This is a genomic window from Streptomyces sp. NPDC048196, assembly GCF_040652715.1.
Lineage (GTDB): Bacteria > Actinomycetota > Actinomycetes > Streptomycetales > Streptomycetaceae > Streptomyces > Streptomyces siderophoricus.
Genome location: NZ_JBEZMM010000006.1, coordinates 1 through 20,467, shown reverse-complemented (window position 1 = coordinate 20,467; position 20,467 = coordinate 1). Strand labels below are relative to the sequence as shown.

Below are 20,467 nucleotides of genomic sequence, written 5' to 3'. Positions count from 1 at the left end.
CCGACGACATGACGTCTTCGAAGGAAGGCCGCGCCGCGGCCCTGCCGCAGGACCTCCAGGAAGCCCTGCGCCGTCGTCTCGCCGGCAAGGCCGGCGGCCCGGCCGCCGGCGCCCGGCCCACGATCCCCCGCGCGGACCGGTCCGCGCCGCTGCCGCTGTCCTTCGCCCAGCAGCGGCTGTGGTTCCTCGACCAGCTGCGGCCCGGCGACGCCCGCTACAACAGCGCGGTCGCGCTGCGGCTCACCGGCGGCCTGGACCGGGCCGCGCTCTCCCGGGCGCTGGACGCCGTGGTAGAGCGCCACGAAGCACTGCGCACCACGTTCGACGACCATGACGGCCGGCCCGTACAGACCGTGCAGCCTCCGGCCCCGGTGCCGCTGCCGCTGCGGGACCTCGCGGACGAGCCGGACCGCGCGACCGGGGCCGGCCCGGAGGCGGCGCTCGACGCGCTGCTGCTCGCCGAGTACTCCCGCCCGTTCGACCTGCGCACCGGGCCGCTCCTGCGGGCCCTGCTGATCCGCACCGCCCCCGACCAGCACGTCCTGCTGCTCACCGCGCACCACATCGTCACCGACGGCTGGTCGATGGGCGTGCTGCTGGAGGAACTCTGCACGCTCCACGACGCCTTCGCCGCGGGGGAGACGCCCGCCCTGGCGCCGGTGGCGACGCAGTACCCCGACTTCGCCGTGTGGCAGCGCGGCCGGCTGTCCGGCGCCCTGCTCCAGGAGCAGCTGTCCTACTGGACCAAGCAACTGGACGGAGTCGTCCCGCTGGAGCTGCCGCTCGACCACCCCCGTGACGGGGCGGAACCGGCCGGCGGCGCGGTGCACACCTTCCACGTCCCGCCGCGGACCACGGCCCGCCTCAGGAAGCTGGCGGCCGACCAGCACACCACCCTCTTCGCCGCGCTGATCGCCGGCTGCCAGGCGCTGTTCGCCCGCTGGTCCGGGCAGGACGACATCACCCTCGGGTCCCTGACCCCCGGGCGCGGCCGCACCGAACTGGAGCGCGCGGTCGGCTTCTTCGTCAACACGGTCGTGCTCCGCTGCCCGGTCGACACCGCCCGCCCCTACCGCGACCTGCTGGACACCGCGGCCGCCACCGTCCTCGACGCCTTCGCGCACGACGACACCCCCTTCGAACGGCTGGTGGAGGCGGTCGGCACGACCCGGGAAGCCGGCCGCAATCCGCTCTTCGACGTCATGGTCCTGCTCCACCCCGCCCCGCCCGCCGCCGCCGGCCTGCGCGGACTGACCGCCGAGAACGTCACGGTGCCCCGCCGCTCGGCCACCTTCGACCTCAGCGTGGAATTCGTGCCCGACGGCGACGGTCTGACCGGGTTGCTGGAGTACCGCACCGACCTCTTCGACGCCCCGACCGTGACGCGGATGGCCGAGCAACTCCTCCTGCTGCTCGACGGGGTGGCCGCCGAACCCGACCGGCCGCTGGGCGAGCTGCCGCTGCTCGCCGAGGACGACCGGCGGCGGCTGACCACCGAGTGGAACGACACCGCCCTGCCCGTCGCCCCCGCCACCTACCCCGGCGTCTTCGAGGCGCAGGCCGCCCGCACCCCGCACCACACGGCACTGGTCGCCGGCGCCACCACCCTGGACTACGCCGAACTCAACGCCCGCGCCAACCGGCTCGCCCACCACCTCATCCGCCGGGGCGCCGGCCCCGAACGGCTCGTCGCGCTGCGGCTGCCGCGCACCGCCGACATGATCGTGGCCCTCCTCGCCGTCCTCAAGACCGGCGCCGGCTACCTGCCCATCGACCCCGAACTGCCCGCCGAACGCGTGGAGTTCCTGCTCGCCGACGCCCGGCCGATGCTGGTGCTCGACGAGCCCGCGCTGCGCGCCGTACCCGGCGACCTGCCGGCGACGAACCCCACCGACGCCGACCGCCGCGCCCCGCTGCACGCCGGCCACACCGCCTACGTCATCTACACCTCCGGCTCGACCGGCCGCCCCAAGGGCGTCGCCGTCGAGCACCGGTCCCTGACCAACCTGCTGGCCGCCCACCGGCACGGCTTCGTCGCCGAGGCCGGTGGCGGACCGCTGCGGGTCGCCCTGACCGCGTCCTTCTCCTTCGACACCTCGCTGGAGGGCGTCCTGCTGATGGCCGACGGCCATCCCCTGCACCTGATCGACGAGACCACCCGGCTCGATCCCGCCGCGCTGGTCGAGTACGTCGTCACCCACCGCCTCGACTTCCTCGACCTCACCCCCTCCTACCTCCGGCAACTGCTGCCCGCCGGACTGCTCGGCGACCCCCGCCACCGGCCCCGGGTGCTGATGCTCGGCGGCGAGGCCGTCGGCCCCGCGCTGTGGCGCGAGCTGTCCGCGCTGCCCGACACCGCCGCGTACAACTTCTACGGCCCTACCGAGTGCACCGTCGACGCACTGGCCGGCCGCATCACCGGCAGCGGACGGCCCGTGGTGGGCCGGCCGCTCGCCAACGTGCGCGCCTACGTCCTCGACGACCGGCTGCAGCCGGTACCGCCCGGCGTCGGCGGCGAGTTGTACCTCGCGGGCGCCCAGGTCGCCCGCGGCTATCTGCACCGCCCGGGCCTGACCGCCGCCCGCTTCACCGCCGACCCGTACGGGCCGCCCGGCAGCCGGATGTACCGCACCGGCGACCTCGCCCGCTGGACGGCCGACGGACGGCTCGACTACCTCGGCCGCGCCGACGACCAGGTCAAGATCCGAGGCCACCGCATCGAACCCGGCGAGATCGAGGCGGCCCTGCTGGCCCTGCCGGACGTCGCCGAAGCGGCCGTCCTCGCCGTCGACACCGGCCAGGGCCACGCCCGACTGGCCGCCTACGTGGCGCCCTCGGCCACCGGACGGCCCACCCCGTCCGCCCTGCGCGACGCCCTCGCCCGCACCCTGCCCGGCCACCTGGTGCCCGCCGCCTTCGTCGTCCTCGACGCCCTGCCGCTCAACAGCAGCGGCAAACTGGACCGGCGCGCCCTGCCCGCGCCCGACCTCGACGCGGCTCCGCGCGAGCGGGAGTTCGTCGCGCCGCGCACCCGGGCCGAGCGCGAGCTGGCCGCCATCTGGTCCGAGGTCCTCGGCCTCGCCCGGGTGGGTGTGACGGACAACTTCTTCGAGCTGGGCGGCGACTCGATCCTCAGCATCCAGGCGGTCTCCCGGGCCCGCGCCGCCGGCTGGCAGCTGACCTCCCGGGACGTCTTCCGCCACCAGACGATTGCCGACCTCGCCGCCGCGGTCGCCGCGCGCACCGCCCCGCCGACCGCGCCCCGGCCGCAGCAGGATGCCGGCCCGGCCCCGCTCACGCCCATCCAGGAATGGTTCTTCGCCACCCACGGGCCGCAGCGGCACTTCACCATGTCGATGCTGCTCGACCTGCCGCACGACCTCGACCATGCCGCCCTGGAACAGGCCCTGCACGCCCTCGCCGCACACCACCCCGCGCTGCGCACCCGCTTCGTCCGCACCGGCGACACCTGGCGCCAGCACCCCGGAGCGCCCGTGGCACCCGGCCTGCTGACCCGCCACGACCTGTCCGGCACCAGCGGCACCGCCCGGGACACCGCCCGCACCGAGGCGGCCGACGCCGCCCGCGCCGCCCTGGACCCGGCCGCCGGCACCCTGCTGCGCGCCGCCCTGTTCCTGCCCGGCCCGGACGAGCGCCCCCAGCTGTTCCTGACGGCCCATCACCTGGCCGTCGACAGCGTCTCCTGGCGCATCCTCCTCGCCGACCTGGAAACCGCGTACCGCCAGGCCGCCGCCGGCCGGACGGTCCAACTGGAGCCCTCCGGCACGCCGTTCACCACCTGGGCGACCACCCTCGCCCACCATGTCCGGAACGGCGGCCTCGACGACGACCTCCCCTACTGGAGCGCGCAGACCGCCGTACCGCGCACCCCGCTGCCGGCGGACCGCGACGGCACCCCGGTCGCCGGGTCGGTCCGCACCGTACGCGCCCGCCTCGACCGCGACACCACCGAGGCCCTGCTCCGCCGGGTCCCCGGCGTGTACCGCACCCAGGTCAACGACGTCCTGCTGAGCGCACTGGGCCGGGTCCTCGCCGACTGGGCGGGCACCGACCGGGTGACGGTGGCACTGGAGGGCCACGGCCGCGAGGACCTCCACGCCGAGGGTGAGCCGGCCGCCGCCGACGCCCCCGACCTGTCCCGGACCGTCGGCTGGTTCACCACCCAGTACCCGGTCACCCTCACCCCGGCCGGACCGGCGGGCGACCCGGACTGGGGCGGCACGCTCAAGGCGGTCAAGGAACAGCTGCGGGCCGTCCCGCGCCGCGGCCTCGGCTACGAGGCGCTGGCCCGCCTCGGCTCACCCGACCCGGCCGCCCGCGCCCTGCGCGACCGGCCGCTGCCCGAGGTCTGCTTCACCTACCACGGCCAGTGGGAGACCCCGCGGGACGCCGACTTCGCGCCCGCCGGCCCGGCCCCCGGCCGCGACCTGGCCGCCGACGCACGGCTCGACCACCTGCTGGACGTCTCCGCCGTAGTGGCCGACGGGGTGCTGGAACTGACCTGGCACTACAGCGACCAGGTGCACCACGAGCACACGGTCCGCGACCTGGCCGACGGCACGGTCCGGGCGCTCGCCGGGATCGTCGCCCACTGCGCCCGGCCCGAAGCCGGCGGCCGCACCCCCTCCGACTTCCCCTGCACCGGACTGGACCAGGCCGGCCTCGACCCCCTCATCGGCGACGGGCGCGGCATCGAAGACCTCTACCCCCTGACGCCCCTCCAGGAGGGCATGCTCTTCCACCGCCTCGTCGGCGGGGACGACGGGGCGGGCGGGGGCGGCGATGTCTACCTCGACCAGGCCGCCCTGCTCCTCGACGGGGTGACCGAACCGGAGACCTTCGCCCGGGCCTGGCAACGGGTGGTCGACCGGACCCCCGTACTGCGCACCTCCGTCGTCTGGGACGGCGTACCGGCCCCGCTGCAGATCGTGCACCGCCGGGCCACCGTGCCGGTCGTCCACCTGGACTGGCGCGACCTCGACGAGGCCACCCGCACGGACCGGCTGGCCCGCCTCCGCGCCGAGGACCTGGCGCAGGGCCTCGATCTCGGCACCGCACCCCTGATGCGGCTCACCCTCGTCCGGCTGCCCGGCGGGCAGCTGCGGCTGCTGTGGACCTCGCACCATCTGATCCTGGACGGCTGGAGCCTGGCGCAGGTGCTGACCGAGGTGTGTGAGGAGTACGCCGCCCTCACCACCGGCCGGGACGCCACTCCACCGGTCCGCCGCCCCTTCGCCGACCACGTCCGCCGGCTCGCCACCCGCGACGGCCGCGCCGCCGAGGAGCACTGGCGCACCGTCCTCGCCGGCTTCGCGACCCCGACCCCGCTGCCCTGCGACCGCCCGCCGCGCGAGGCGCACCGCGCCCGCTCCGCCGACGTCCTGGCCGCCGGCCTGACCCCCGAGCGGTCCCGCGCCCTGGAGGACACCGCGCGGCGCAGCGGCCTGACCCTCAACACCGTGGTGCAGGGTGCCTGGGCCCTGCTGCTGGCGCGCTACAGCGGGGAGCCGGACGTGGTGTTCGGCACCACCGTCTCCGGCCGCCCCGACGAACTGCCCGGCGTCGAAGCCATGGTGGGCATGTTCATCAACACCCTGCCCACCCGGGTACGGGTCGAAGGCCACCGCACGGCCACCGACTGGCTGCGGGACCTCCAGGACGCCCAGTCCGAGTCCCGCCGCTTCGAGACCGTCTCGCTGGCCCAGCTGACCTCGCTCAGCGACGTACCGGCCGGCACCGCCCTCTTCGGCAGCATGGTCGCCTTCGAGAACTACCCCTTCGACGAGGCCCGGACCTCCGGTGCCGGTGTGCGCATCCTGGACGTCTCCTCCCTGGACGCGACCAACTTCCCGCTGGCGCTCCGCGCCCACCACGGCGACCGCCTCGGCTTCGACCTCGCCTACGACCCCGCCCTCTTCGACGAGGACACCGTCCGCTCCCTCGCCGACCGGCTGTGCCTGCTGCTCGACGAGATCGCCGCCGGCCCCGAGCGGCCGCTGCGCGAGCTGGCCTGGACGACCGCCGAGGAACGCCGGCGGATGCTGGTGGACTGGAACGGCTCCGCGCACGGCCGGCCCGACCGGACCCTGGTCGACCTGTTCGAGGCCCAGGCGGCACGCACCCCCGACGCCCCCGCCGTGACCTGCTCCGGCGACACCCTCAGCTACGCCCAACTCAACTACCGGGCACAGCAGTTGGCGCACCGGCTGGCCGCGTCCGGAGCCGGCCCCGAGCGCTTCGTGGCGCTCGCCCTGCCCCGCTCGACCGACCTGCTGGTCGCGCTCGTGGCGGTGCTCAAGACCGGCGCGGCCTACGTACCCGTCGACCCGGATCTTCCCGGCGACCGCATCACCCACCTGCTCGCCGACGCCGCCCCCGCCCTGCTCGTCACCACCACCGCGGTCGCCGGACGACTCGGCGGCAACGCCGTGCCGCGACTCCTCCTCGACGACCCCGAGGTCCGCGCCGACCTGGCCCGGCGCCCCGCCACCGGCCTCGCGCCGGAGCACCGCCCGCTGCCGGAGAGCCCCGCCTACGTCATCTACACCTCGGGCTCCACCGGCCGGCCCAAGGGTGTGGTCGTCCCGCACGCCAACGTGGTGCGGCTGTTCTCCACCACCCGCGACCGGTTCGGCTTCGACGCGCACGACGTGTGGACCCTGTTCCACTCCTACGCCTTCGACTTCTCCGTGTGGGAGATCTGGGGCGCCCTGCTGCACGGCGGCCGCCTGGTCGTGGTCCCGCACGACCTCGCCCGGTCCCCGGCGGACCTCCTCCGCCTGCTGGCGGACGAGCGGGTCACCGTGCTCAACCAGACGCCCTCCGCGTTCTACCCGCTGATGCGTGCCGACGCCGAACACCCGGAACTCAGCGGCAGGTTGACGCTCCGGTACGTCATCTTCGGCGGCGAAGCCCTCGACCTCGGCAAGCTCACCGACTGGTACGAGCGGCACTCGGACACCGCCCCGGCCCTGGTCAACATGTACGGCATCACCGAGACCACCGTGCACGTCACCCACGCGCCGCTCGACCGCGCCACGGTGACCGGCGCCACCGGCAGCGCCATCGGCTCAGGCCTGCCCGACCTGCGGCTCCATGTGCTCGACGGTGCTCTCGCCCCCGTGCCGCCCGGCGCCGTCGGCGAACTGTACGTGGCCGGCGAGGGCCTGGCCCGCGGCTATCTGAACCGCCCCGGCCTGACCGCCGCACGGTTCGTCGCCAACCCCTACGGGCCGCCCGGCACCCGGATGTACCGCACCGGCGACCGCGTCCGGTGGCGGCGCGACGGCACGCTGGTGTACCTGGGCCGGGCCGACCAGCAGGTCAAGATCCGTGGCTTCCGCATCGAACCCGGCGAGATCGAGGCCGCGCTGAACGCCCACCCCGCGATCGACGCGTCCGTGGTCTCCGTGCGTGAGGACACCCCCGGTGTGCGGCGGCTGGTCGCCCATGTCGTCGGCACCGGCCGGCAGACCCCGCCGTCCGCCGCCACACTCCGCGCCCACCTGGAACGGACCCTGCCCGCCCATATGGTCCCCGCGGCCTATGTGGCCCTGGACGCGCTGCCGCTGACCGTCAACGGCAAACTCGACCACCGGGCGCTGCCCGCCCCCGGCCCGGACGGTTTCGCCGCCGGCGAGCGGCACACCGCCCCGCGCACCGCGGCGGAACGGCTCGTCGCCGGCGTCTGGGCCGAGGTCCTGGACACCGAGGAGATCGGCGTCGAGGACAGCTTCTTCGCGCTGGGCGGCGACTCGATCCTCGCCATCCGCGTCACCTCCCGGCTGCGCGCCGCCTTCGGCGTGGACGTCTCACCGCGGCTGCTGTTCACCCGGCCGACGGTGGCCGCCCTGGCCGCCGCACTGCCCGACCCGGCCGCGGACCGCCGGCCACCGGCCGACCCGATCCCGCCGGCCGACCGCGACAGCGCCCTCCCGCTCTCGTTCGCCCAGCAACGCCTGTGGTTCCTCGACCACTTCGAGCCCGGCAGCACCGAATACCTGACCTTCTTCGTGCTGCGCCTGCGCGGCCGGCTCGACGAGGCCGCACTGCACACCGCCCTGGACGGCCTGGTGGCCCGGCACGAACCGCTGCGCACCACCTTCGCCGAGCAGGACGGCCGCGCCCGCCAGCAGGTCCACCCGCCCCGCGCGGTGGACCTGCCGACGCACGACCTGTCCGCCGTGCCGGCCGACGCGCGCCCGGGCGCCCTCGACGAGCTGCTCACCGCCGAGGCCGCCACCCCCTTCGACCTGGGCCGCGGACCGCTGCTGCGCACCCGGCTGATCCGCCTCGCCGCGGACGAGCACGTACTGACCCTGGCCCTGCACCACATCGTCACCGACGGCTGGTCCACCGCCGTCCTCGGCCGGGACCTGGGCGAGCTGTACGCCGCGGCCCTGCAGGACCGCCGGCCCGACCTGCCCCCGCTGCCCGTCCAGTACGCCGACTACGCCGCCTGGCAACGCGCCCGGTCCGCCGACGCCGAGCAGCAACTCACCTACTGGCGCGAGCAGTTGGCCGACCTCGCCCCGCTGGAGCTGCCCACCGACCGGCCCCGGCCCGCGGTGCGCACCAAGAACGGCGCACTGCTGGAGTTCTCGCTGCCCGCCGCGCTGACCGAACGGCTGCGGGAGACCGGCCGGCGTGCCGACGCCACTCTCTACATGACCCTGCTCGCGGCCTGCCAGGTCCTCCTCGCCCGCTGGGCCGGCCAGGAGGACATCGCCGTCGGCACCGTGACCGCCGGCCGTGAACGCCCCGAACTGGAGCATCTGGTCGGCATGTTCGTGAACACCCTCGTGCTGCGCACCCAGGTGCGCGCCGAGGAGCCGTTCGACGCGCTGCTGTCACAGGTGCGCGGCACCGTGCTGGACGCCTTCGGCCACCAGGACGTGCCGTTCGAGCGGGTCGTCGACGCGCTCCAGCCGGAACGGGACACCAGCCGCACCCCGCTGTTCCAGGTCATGGTTGCCCTGCACAACCTGGGCGGCCGGGCGCCACAGCTGCCCGGTCTGGACGTCGAGACGGTCCAGCCGCCGGGCCGGAGCGCCACCTTCGACCTCGGCCTCGACTTCGTCGAGCAGGACGGCGGCGGCCTCACCGGCTTCGTCGAGTACCACACCGACCTGTTCGACCGGGACACCGTCGAGCGGCTGACCGGCCGGCTGCGCCTGCTGCTGGAAGCCGTCGCCGACGACCCCGGGCGCCCGGTGGGCGAGCTGCCGCTGCTGTCCGACGCGGAGCGCCACCAGGTGCTGGAGGAGTGGCAGGGCGCCCCGCTGCCGGTGCCCGCCGCCACGTTCCCGGAGCTGTTCGAGGCCCAGGTGGCCCGTACCCCGCACGCCACCGCACTGGTGGCGCGGGACGCCACCCTCGACTTCGCGGAGCTCAACACCCGCGCCAACCGGCTGGCCCACCACCTCATCTCGCTCGGGGTCGGCCCCGAGCGGGTGGTCGCCGTCCAACTCCCGCGTACCACGGAGATGTTCGTGGCACTGCTGGCCGTCCTCAAGGCCGGCGGCACCCAGCTGTCCGTCGACCCGGAGCTGCCCGCGGACCGGGTGGCGTACCTCCTCGCGGACGCCGCGCCGCAGACCGTTCTCACCCCTGACGCGCTGCGCGACGCCCCGCTGGACCGGCAGCCCACCCACAACCCCACCGACGCCGACCGCGTCGCCCCGCTGCACCCCGCCCACACCGCCTACCTCACCTACACCTCCGGCTCCACCGGCCGCCCCAAGGGCGTCGCCGTCGAACACCGCCAGCTCGTCAACCTCTGCCACGACCACCGCGAAGGGCTGGTCGCCCCGCACACCGCCGACGGCACCCCGCTGCGCGCCGCGCTGAGCGCCGCCTTCTCCTTCGACACCTCCTGGGAGGGCCCGCTGCTGCTGGCCCTCGGACAGCAGGTGCACCTGATCGACGAGGACGTACGGCTCGACCCGGCCGCGTTCGTCGCACAGATCGCCGCCCACCGCCTGGACTGCCTCAACGTGACGCCGTCCTTCCTGCACGAGCTGCTGGCCGCCGGACTGTTCACCACCGACGGCCACCGCCCCCGGATCGTCCTGATCGGCGGCGAGGCCGTCGGCACCGCCGCCTGGCAGCAGCTCCGCGCGCTGCCCGGCGTCACCGCGTACAACATCTACGGCCCCACCGAATGCACCGTCGACGCCGTCTACGGACGCTTCACCGACCACGCCGCGCACCCGGTCATCGGACGGCCCGGCCGCAACCTGCGCGCCTACGTCCTCGACGGCGCGCTGCGCCCCGTACCGGTCGGCGTGCCCGGTGAGCTGTACCTGGCCGGCGCGCAGGTCACCCGCGGCTACCGGGGTCGGCCCGGCCTGACCGCCGGGCGCTTCGTCGCCGACCCGTTCGGCCCGCCCGGCACCCGGATGTACCGCACCGGCGACCGTGCCCGCCGGCACCCCGACGGACTCCTGGAATTCCTCGGACGCACCGACGACCAGGTCAAGATCCGCGGCTTCCGCATCGAGCCCGGCGAGGTCGAAGCGGCCCTCCTCGACCACCCCGAGGTCGGCGACGCCGTCGTCGCGGCTCGCACCCAGACCGGCCGCACGATGCTGGTGGCCTACGTCGTGCCGAGCGGCACCCGGCAGCCCGCCGCCGAGGAACTCCGCGTCCACCTGCGCCGTACGCTGCCCGACTACATGGTCCCCGCGGCCTTCGTCCCGCTCGCGCGAGTGCCCCGGACCAGCAGCGGCAAGACCGACCGGCGCGCCCTGCCCGCACCCCCGCTCCAGCCGGACACCGACACCCCGTACGTGGCCCCGCGCACCGCCACCGAGACCCTGCTCGCCGGCATCTGGGCCGAGGTGCTCGGCACGCCCCGGATCGGTGTCGAGGACAACTTCTTCGCGCTCGGCGGCGACTCGATCCTCAGCATCCAGATCGTCTCCCGGGCCCGCCAGGCCGGCCTCGCCCTCACCTCCAAGGACGTCTTCCGCCACCAGACCGTCGCCGAACTCGCCCTGCGCACCGGATCGGTGGCCGCCCCGCCGGCCGACGCCGCCACCCCGGCCGGACCGGCGCCGCTCACGCCCGTCCAGCACTGGTACCTCGACGACCGCCGGCCCGGCGACCGGCTGCACTTCACGATGACCCAGCGGCTGGCACTGGCCCCGGGCACCGACCCGGAAGCCCTGCGCCGCGCCGTCGACGCCCTGATCGCCCACCACCCGGCCCTGCGCACCCGGTTCCGGCACGCCGACGGCACCTGGCACCAGGAGGTGCTGCCCGCCGCACCCGGGGACGTCTTCGCGCACCACGACCTGGCCGGCCTCGACGACCGCGCGCAGGAGGACGCCGTCCAGCGCGCGGCCACCGACGCACAGACCTCCCTGGACCCCACCGAGGGCCGCGTGGTGCGCGCCCTCCTCTTCGACCGCGGTCCCGTACACCCGCCCCAACTCCTGCTCACCGCCCACCACTTGGTCATCGACGGGGTGTCCTGGCGCATCCTGCTGGCCGACCTGGAGGCCGCCTACCGCAACACCTCCGCCGGCCGCCCGGCCGCCCTGCCCCCGGCGAGCACCGGCTACGCACAGTGGGCCCACCGCCTGCAACGGCACACCCGCTCCGGCGCCTTCGCGGACGACCTGCCGTACTGGACCCGGATCTGCCGCACGCCCGCCGCCCTCCCCGTCGACCGGCCCGGCGCCCGCCCGCAGGGCGCCGCCGCCACCGTGACCGTCCGCCTGGACCGGGACACGACCGACGCCCTGCTGCGCCAGGTCCCGGACGTCTACCGCACCCAGGTCAACGATGTGCTGCTCAGCGCCCTCGGCCGCACCCTGAGCCGCTGGAGCCGCCGGGACACCGTCCTCCTCGGCATCGAGGGGCACGGCCGCGAGGACCTCTTCGACGACCTGGACCTGTCCCGCACCGTCGGCTGGTTCACCGCGGAATTCCCGCTCGCCCTGACCGTCGACCCGGACGCCGACTGGCGCGACACCGTCCGGTCCGTCAAGGAACAGCTGCGGGCCGTCCCGCGGCGCGGACTGAGCTACGGCGCACTGCGCCACCTCGCCCCGGACGCCCCGCTGCCCGACGCGCCACGGCCGCGCATCGGCTTCAACTACCACGGCCGGTGGGACGTCGCCGCCGCGGACCGGCCGGCGGACGACGGCCTCTACCGCGCCGCCCTGCCGCCCGCCGGCCAGGACACCGACCCCGCCGAGGAACGCAGCTACCTGCTGGACGTGACCGGCGTGGTCCAGGACGGCCGGCTCGAACTGGGCTGGACCTACCCGCCCGCCGTCTACGACGAGTCCACCGTGCGCCGACTCGCCGAGGACACCCTCGCGGCGCTGGACGAGATCGTCGCGCACTGCGCCCGCCCGGACACCGGCGGCCGCACCCCTTCCGACTTCCCGCTCGCCGGACTCGACCAGCACCAGGTGGACCTGCTCGCCGGCGACGGCAGCGACGTGGCGGACATCCATCCGCTGACCCCGCTCCAGGCCGGCATGCTCTTCCATCAGCTGGTCGACGACGACGGCGCCTACTTCGACCAGATGGCGGTCCGGATCGCCGGCATCGCCGACCCACACGCCTTCGCCGCGGCCTGGCAGCGGGTCGCCGACCACACCCCGGCCCTGCGCAGCAGCGTTCACTGGCACGGCCTGCCGCACCCCGTCCAGGTCGTCCACCGGCACGCCGTCCTGCCCGTCACCCACCACGACTGGCGGGCACTGACGCCGGGCGAACGCGACCGGGCGCTGGAGAAGCTGCTCGCCGAGGAACGCGCCACCGGCGTGGACCTCACCCGCGCCCCGCTCAGCCGGATCGCGGTGGCCGCGCTCCCCGGCGACGAGGTCGTCCTGGTGTGGTCCTCGCACCACCTGATGCTCGACGGGTGGAGCACCGGCCAGATCTTCACCGACGTGTGCGCGCAGTACGCCGCCGCGGCCCGCGGCGCCACCGTCCGCCCGCCGGCCCGCCGCCCGTTCCGGGACTTCCTCCAGTGGCTGGCGGACCAGGACGAGGAGCAGGCCGAGCGGCACTGGGCCGAAGTGCTGGCCGGATGCACCGCCCGCACCCCCCTGCCGTACGACCGGCGGCCCACCGAGGCGCACCGCGCCCGGGCGACCGACAGCGTCGCCGTCGAACTGCCCCCCGAGGCCTCCGACCGGCTGCGCACCATGGCCCAACGCCACGGACTCACCGTCAACACCGTCGTCCAGGGTGCCTGGGCGCTGCTGCTGGCCCGCTCCGGCGGCCGCCGCGACGTCGTGTTCGGCACCACCGTCTCCGGCCGTCCGGCCGAGCTCGCCGGTGTGGCCTCCATGGTCGGCATGTTCATCAACACCGTCCCGACCCGGGCCCGGATCGACGGCGCCCGGACCGTACCGCACTGGCTGCGCGACCTCCAGGAGCAGCAGAGCGACTCCCGCCGCTACGACTTCGTCTCACTCGCCCGCATCCAGGCACTGAGCGAACTCCCCGCGGGGGAGCCACTGTTCGACAGCATGGTGGTCTTCGAGAACTACCCCTTCGACGAGACCGCCGCGGCCGACGCCGGCATCCGCATCACCGACGTGCGCGCCGACGACGCCCCCACCTTCCCGCTGTGCCTGCGCGCCTACCTCGCCGACCGCCTCGGCTTCGGCCTCGCCTACGACCCGGCGCTGTTCGACCGCACCACCGTGGAGCGCACCGCGGACCGGCTGCGGGCCCTGCTCACCGCCGTCGCCGACGGCACCGCCCGCACCGTGGACGACCTCGACCCGCTCACCGACGCCGACCGCGCCCTGCTGCACCGGTGGAACACCCCGGCACGCCGGACGCCGCCCGGTTCACCGGTGTCCCACTTCGCCGAGCAGGTGCGCCGCACCCCGGACGCCCTCGCCGTCACCGACCACGAACAAGAGCTGACCTACCGTCAACTCGACGACTGGGCAAACAAGTTGGCCCACCGCCTGTGCGCCGCGGGGCTGCCCGCCGAGGGCCGGGTGGCGCTGCTCATGGAGCGTTCGGTGGCGCTCGTCGTGGCCCAGCTCGCGGTCCTCAAGGCCGGTGGCGCCTACGTCCCGGTGGACGTCCGCGCCCCCGAGGAGCGCCGCCGCACCCTGCTCCAGCAGGCGGGGGTCACGGTGCGGCTGACCGACCGGGACGTGACCGACGCCCGCACCGACGGCCCGGCCGGCCCACCGCCGGCAGCGGCCACCGACCCCGACCGCCTCGCCTACGTGATGTTCACCTCCGGCTCGACCGGCGAGCCCAAGGCCGTCGGCGTGCGCCACCGCGACGTGGCCGCGCTCGCCACCGACAGCCGCTTCCAGGGAACCGGCTGCCAACGGGTTCTGCTGCACTCTCCCGTGGCGTTCGACGCCGCCACCTTCGAGGTCTGGGCGCCGCTGCTGAACGGCGGCCGCATCGTGGTCGCCCCGCCGGGCGCCGTCGACGCGGCCCTGCTGCGGCGGCTGGCCGGCGGGGGAGAGGTGACCGCGCTGTGGCTGACGGCCGGGCTGTTCCGGCTGCTGGCGCAGGACGCGCCGGACTGCTTCGCGGGGCTGCGCCAGGTGTGGACCGGCGGCGACGTGGTCCCGGCCGCGGCCGTGCGCCGGGTACTCGACGCCTGCCCCGGCCTGACCGTCGTGGACGGCTACGGTCCGACCGAGACCACCACCTTCGCCACCGCCCACGCCATGACCGACGCGGCCGCGGTGCCCGACCCGGTGCCCATCGGACGGCCCCTCGACGACATGCGGGTGCACGTCCTCGACACCCGGCTGCGGCCCGTACCGCCCGGCACGGCCGGCGAGCTCTACCTGACCGGCGAGGGCGTCGCCCGCGGCTATCTCGGCCGGCCCGGCGCGACCGCCGAACGCTTCCTCGCCGACCCGTCCGGCCCGCCCGGAACCCGCATGTACCGCACCGGCGACCTCGCCCGCCGGCACCCCGACGGCACCGTCGAGTTCCTCGGCCGCGCCGACGACCAGGTCAAGATCCGCGGCTTCCGGGTCGAACCCGCCGAGGTCGAGGGCGCCCTCGCCGCCCATCCGGCCGTCGCGGACGTGGCCGTGGTGGCCCGCGAAGGACGGTCCGGCGCCAAACAGCTCGTCGCCTACGTCGTCGGACACGACGGACTCGACCCCGACGCGCTGCGCGCCCACGCCCGCCGCACCCTGCCCGACTACCTCGTGCCCACCGCCGTCGTCCCGCTGGACGCGCTGCCGCTGAGCGCCAACGGCAAGGTCGACCGGGCCGCCCTGCCGGCACCCGACGCCGCCACCGGCCGTGCCGAGGCCGTCGCACCACGCACCGACGCCGAACGCCGCACCGCCGCCATCTGGGCCGACGTGCTCGGCGTGCCCGAGGTCGGCATGACGGACGACTTCTTCGCCCTCGGCGGCGACTCCATCCTCAGCATCCGGCTCACCTCCCGGCTGGCGGAGGCGTTCGGCACCGAGCTGACCCCGCGGGCCGTGTTCACCCACCCGACTCCAGCCGCCCTCGCCGCCCTGCTCACCGCGCCCGAACAGCCCGCCGGCCGGCCGGGCACCGCCCTGGTCCCGGTCGGCCGTGACACCCCGCTGCCACAGTCCTTCGCCCAGCAACGCCTGTGGTTCCTGGACTCCTTCGCGCCGGAGAGCACCGAGTACCTCACCCCGCTCGCCCTGCGGCTGCGCGGCCGGCTGGACACCACCGCGCTCACCGCCGCCCTGACCGCACTGGCGGCCCGGCACGAATCGCTGCGCACCACTTTCGACTCCGTCGACGGCCAGGGCGTCCAGATCGTCCACCCGCCGCAGGACGTCCCACTGCCGCTGCACGACCTGACGGAACTGCCGCCCGCCGACCGCCCGGCGCGACTGGCGCGGCTGCTCGCCGACGAGCGCACCCGCCCCTTCGACCTGCGCCGCGGGCCCCTGCTGCGGGCCGGACTGATCCGGCTCGCCGACGACCACCACGTGCTGACCCTGACCCTGCACCACATCGTCACCGACGGCTGGTCGACCGGGATCCTCACCGGCGACCTGGCCCACCTCTACCGCGCCGCGCTGACCGGCAGCCCGGCCACCCTGCCGCCGCTGCCCGTGCAGTACGCCGACGTCGCCCAGTGGCAGCGCACCGCGCTCACCGGCCCGGCCGCCGAGGACCAACTGCGCTGGTGGAAGGAGCGGCTGACCGGCATCGAACCGCTCCAACTGCCCACCGACCGGCCCCGGCCGCCGGTCCGCACCCGGCACGGCGCCACGACCGGGCTCGTGCTGCCGCCGGAAACCGCCCGCCGGCTCGCCGAGTTCGGCCGGACCCGGCAGACCACCCTGTTCATGACCCTGGTCGCCGCGGTCCAGACGCTCCTCGCCCGGCTCTCCGGACAGCGGGACATCGCCGTCGGCACGGTCACCTCGGGCCGCGAACGTCCGGAGACCCAGCGGCTGATCGGCTTCTTCGTCAACACCCTGGTACTGCGCTCCACCGTCGAACCGGAGCGGTCCTTCCCGGACTTCCTCGCCGACGTCCGCGACACCGTGCTGGACGCCTTCGCGCACCAGGACGTGCCGTTCGAGCGGGTGGTGGACGAGGTCCAGCCGGACCGCGACACCAGCCGCACCCCGCTCTTCCAAGCCATGGTGGTGCTGCAGAACGCCCCCGGCGCGCCGATGGACCTGCCCGGCCTCCAGGTCAGCGACATCGAGCCCGAGCGTGAAGAGGCGCCCTTCGACCTCACCCTGGAGTTCGCCGAGGCGGACTCCGGCGCCCTGCACGGGCTGCTCACCTACCACACCGACCTGTTCGACGCCGACACCGCACACCGGATCGCCGACCAGCTCACCACCCTGCTCACCGCCCTCGCCGACGACCCCGAACGCCCCCTCGGCGCGCTCCCGCTGGCGCCCGCCGAGGAACTGCGGCGCCTGCTCACCGACCGGCACGGCGACGCTCCCCAGGTCCCGCCGGCCCCCCTGCCCGAGCTGTTCGCACGGCAGGTCACCCGGTGCCCCGACGCCCCCGCCGTCGCCGACGGCGACCGCGTGCTGACCTACGCCGAGCTGGACACCGCCGCCAACCGCCTGGCCCACCGGCTGATCTCCCGCGGGATCGGCCCCGAGCGCCTGGTCGCGCTGGCGCTGCCCCGCGGAACCGACATGGTCGTGGCGCAACTGGCGGTCGCGAAGGCCGGCGGCGCGTTCCTGCCCGTCGACCCCGCCTACCCGGCCGAACGACGGGAGTTCATGGTCCGCGACTCCGCGGCGGCCCTGGTCCTCGACGACCCGGCGGACGTGTGGTGCCCCGACGGCCCCACGACCGCCCCCACCGACGCGGACCGCCTCGACCCCCTCACCACCGACCACCCCGCCTACGTCATCTACACCTCCGGCTCCACCGGCACCCCCAAGGCCGTGGTCGTCACGCACACCGGACTCGCCGGCTTCGCCGCGGCCGCCGCCGACCGCTACGACGTACACCCCGGCGACCGGGTCCTCCAGTTCGCCTCGCCCAGCTTCGACGCCTCCGTCCTGGAGCTGTGCATCTCCCTGCTCGCCGGCGCCACCCTGATCGCGGGGGAGGAGGGACCGCTGGTCGGCGACCGGCTCGCCCAGGTGCTCGCCGACCGGCGGATCACCCACACCCTGATCCCGCCCGCCGCACTCGCCACCGTCCCGCCCGAAACCGCCCGCACCCTCCCGGAGCTGCGCACCCTCATCGTCGGCGCCGAGGCCTGCCCGGCCGACCTCGTCGACCACTGGGCCCCGGGCCGCCGCATGATCAACTCGTACGGCCCCACCGAAGCCACCGTGGTGGCCACCTGGACCGGACCACTCACCCCCGGAGCGGGCGCCCCGCCCATCGGCCACCCCGTCGCCGGCACCCGCGCCTACGTCCTGGACGGCGCCCTGCGCCCCGTACCGGTCGGCGTCACCGGCGAGCTGTACGTGGCCGGCGCCGGACTCGCCCGCGGCTACCTGGCCCGCCCCGGACTGACCGCCGCCCGCTTCCCGGCCGACCCCTACGGCCCGCCCGGCAGCCGGATGTACCGCACCGGAGACCTGGTGCGGTGGGACGCCGACGGCCAACTGCGCTACGCCGGACGCACCGACGACCAGGTCAAGGTCCGCGGCTACCGCATCGAACCCGGCGAGATCGAGACCGCACTGCGGCGCGCCCCGCAGGTCCGGGACGCCGCCGTCGTGGTCCGCACCACCGGCACCTCAGGCGCCGAGCCCGCCGCCCCCGGCCGGCTGGTCGCCTACGTCGTCCCCGCCGACGGGCCACCGGAGGCCCTGGACGTCCAGGAACTGCGCACCGACCTCGCCCACACCCTCCCGCCCCACATGGTGCCGTCGGTGTTCGTCCCGCTGACGGAGCTGCCCCTCACCCCCAACGGCAAGACCGACCGCCGGGCCCTGCCCGCACCCGCCCCGTCCACCGTCCCCACCGCCCACCACGTCGCCCCGCGCACGGACACCGAACGCCGCATCGCCCAGATCTGGGCCGAGGTCCTCGGCCTCGACACCGTGGGCGCCGACGACAACTTCTTCGCCCTCGGCGGCGATTCGATCCTCAGCATGCAGGTCGTCTCACGACTGCGCCGCACCGGACTGCACCTCGCGACCAAGGACCTGTTCACCCATCAAACGGTCGCCGAACTGGCCACCGTGGTGACCACCGGACCCGACCGGACCGACGACGGCCCGGTCACCGGCGACCTGCCCCTCACCCCCATCCAGCACTGGTTCCTGACCACCCCCCGCGCCAACCACCACCACTTCAACCAGTCCGCACTGCTCGAACTCGACGGCGCACCCGACCCCACCGCACTGGAAGCGGCACTCACCGCCCTCCTCACCCACCACGACGCCCTCCGGCTGCGCTTCACCGAACAGGACGGCCGCTGGCGCCAGCACAACCCGGCCCCGCCGGCCACCCCGGACCGTCTCCTCTCCCACCACGACCTGACCGGCCTCACCCCCGACCAGACCGACACCGCCCTCCGCGCGACCGCCGACACCCTGCACACCGGCTTCGACATCGGCCGGGGCCCGCTGCTCCGCGCCGCGCTCTTCACCGGCGGCCAGGACCGGCCCGGCTACCTGCTCCTGGTGGCCCACCACCTCGTCATCGACGCGGTGTCCTGGCGGATCCTCCTGGACGACCTGGACACCGCCTACCACCAGGCCGCCCAGGGCCACCCGGTCACGCTCGGCGCCCGCACCACCTCCTTCCGCGACTGGGCACGCGGCCTCGCCGCACACGTCGCCGCGGGCGCCCTGGACCACGAACTCCCTTACTGGGAAGAGGCGTTGGCCTCCGCCCCGCTCCCCGTGGACCACACCCCGGAGCCCGCCACCGCCGCCGAAACCAGGACCCTGACCCTCAGCCTGGACGAACCCGACACCACCGCACTCCTCCGGGCCGCCCCCACCGCCTACCGCACCCGCATCAACGACGTCCTGCTCGCCGCCCTCGCCCTCGCCCTGGCTCGCTGGACCGACCGGGACCGGGTCTCCGTGGACCTCGAAGGGCACGGCCGCGAGGACGTCCTGGACGGCGTCGACCTCTCGCGCACCGTCGGCTGGTTCACCACCGTCCACCCGGTCGGCCTGCACATCCCCGACCGCACCGACCTCGGCCCCACCCGGGACTGGCGGGCCCTGGTCAAGTCCGTCCGACGGCAACTCCGCACCGTCCCCGGCAACGGCCTCGGCTTCGGCGCCCTGCGCACCTACGGCAGCCCGGACGTCCGCCAACGCCTGGAGCGCACCGGTCACGGCCAACTCGTCTTCAACTACCTTGGCCAATGGGACTCCCGCCGCACGGGCACGGGTACCGGCACCGGCACCGACGGCGGCCTGATCCGCACCGAACACGGCAGCTTCGGCCAGGACCACGACCCCCGCGACCCCGGCTCCCACCTCCTGGAGGCGGTCGGTGCCGTCCAGAACGGCCGCCTCACCTTCACCTGGCACTACCGCCCCGACACCCACGAGGAGACCACCGTCCGCGCCGTCGCCGAGGACTTCACCGAGGCCCTCCACCAGATAGCCAGGCACGCCGCCCGTAACAGCCCCTGAACCACCCCCCGACCCACCACACACTCACTCAACCCACCCCAACCACCCCAACCGTCCAACCCACCCTCACGCAAGGAGAATCGACATGGACGAGAACGCCCGCTACCAGGTCCTGCGCAACGACGAGGACCAGTACTCGCTCTGGCTCGCCGACCTGGAGATCCCCGCCGGCTGGCACGCCGTCGGCAAGGAGGGCACCCAGGACGAGTGCTCCGCCTACGTCGACGAGGTCTGGACCGACATGCGCCCCCGCAGCCTCCGCGAGCGCATGGAGAGCGCCGACGCCTGACGGCTCGTCACCGGCACCGTGGGGCGCGGCGCCCGAGGAGATCGCCTCGGTCCCGGCCAGCCACACCGGCAAGTTCCAGCGGGAGATCCACGGCGACCGGGTCAGC

General features: G+C 75.0%; 2 protein-coding genes. Both read left to right on the top strand.

What is annotated here, in order from left to right:
* Positions 1-8: 8 nt before the first annotated feature.
* The gene (locus AB0E02_RS09430; protein ID WP_362137401.1) at positions 9-20,072 is read left to right on the top strand and encodes a non-ribosomal peptide synthase/polyketide synthase; all 20,064 of its coding nucleotides are present in this window, start codon (positions 9-11) and stop codon (positions 20,070-20,072) included.
* An 85-nt stretch (positions 20,073-20,157) separates the two neighbouring features.
* Positions 20,158-20,361 carry an MbtH family NRPS accessory protein gene (locus tag AB0E02_RS09425; RefSeq protein WP_030411649.1) on the top strand — a complete coding sequence of 68 codons (204 nt, stop codon included), beginning with the start codon at positions 20,158-20,160 and terminating at the stop codon, positions 20,359-20,361.
* Positions 20,362-20,467: the final 106 nt, after the last annotated feature.

What these genes read in the sequence shown, in the direction of transcription:
- AB0E02_RS09430 (WP_362137401.1), top strand. Translation starts at nt 9, where the DNA reads ATGACGTCTTCGAAGGAAGGCCGCGCCGCGGCCCTGCCGCAGGACCTC.
- AB0E02_RS09425 (WP_030411649.1), top strand. Translation starts at nt 20,158, where the DNA reads ATGGACGAGAACGCCCGCTACCAGGTCCTGCGCAACGACGAGGACCAG.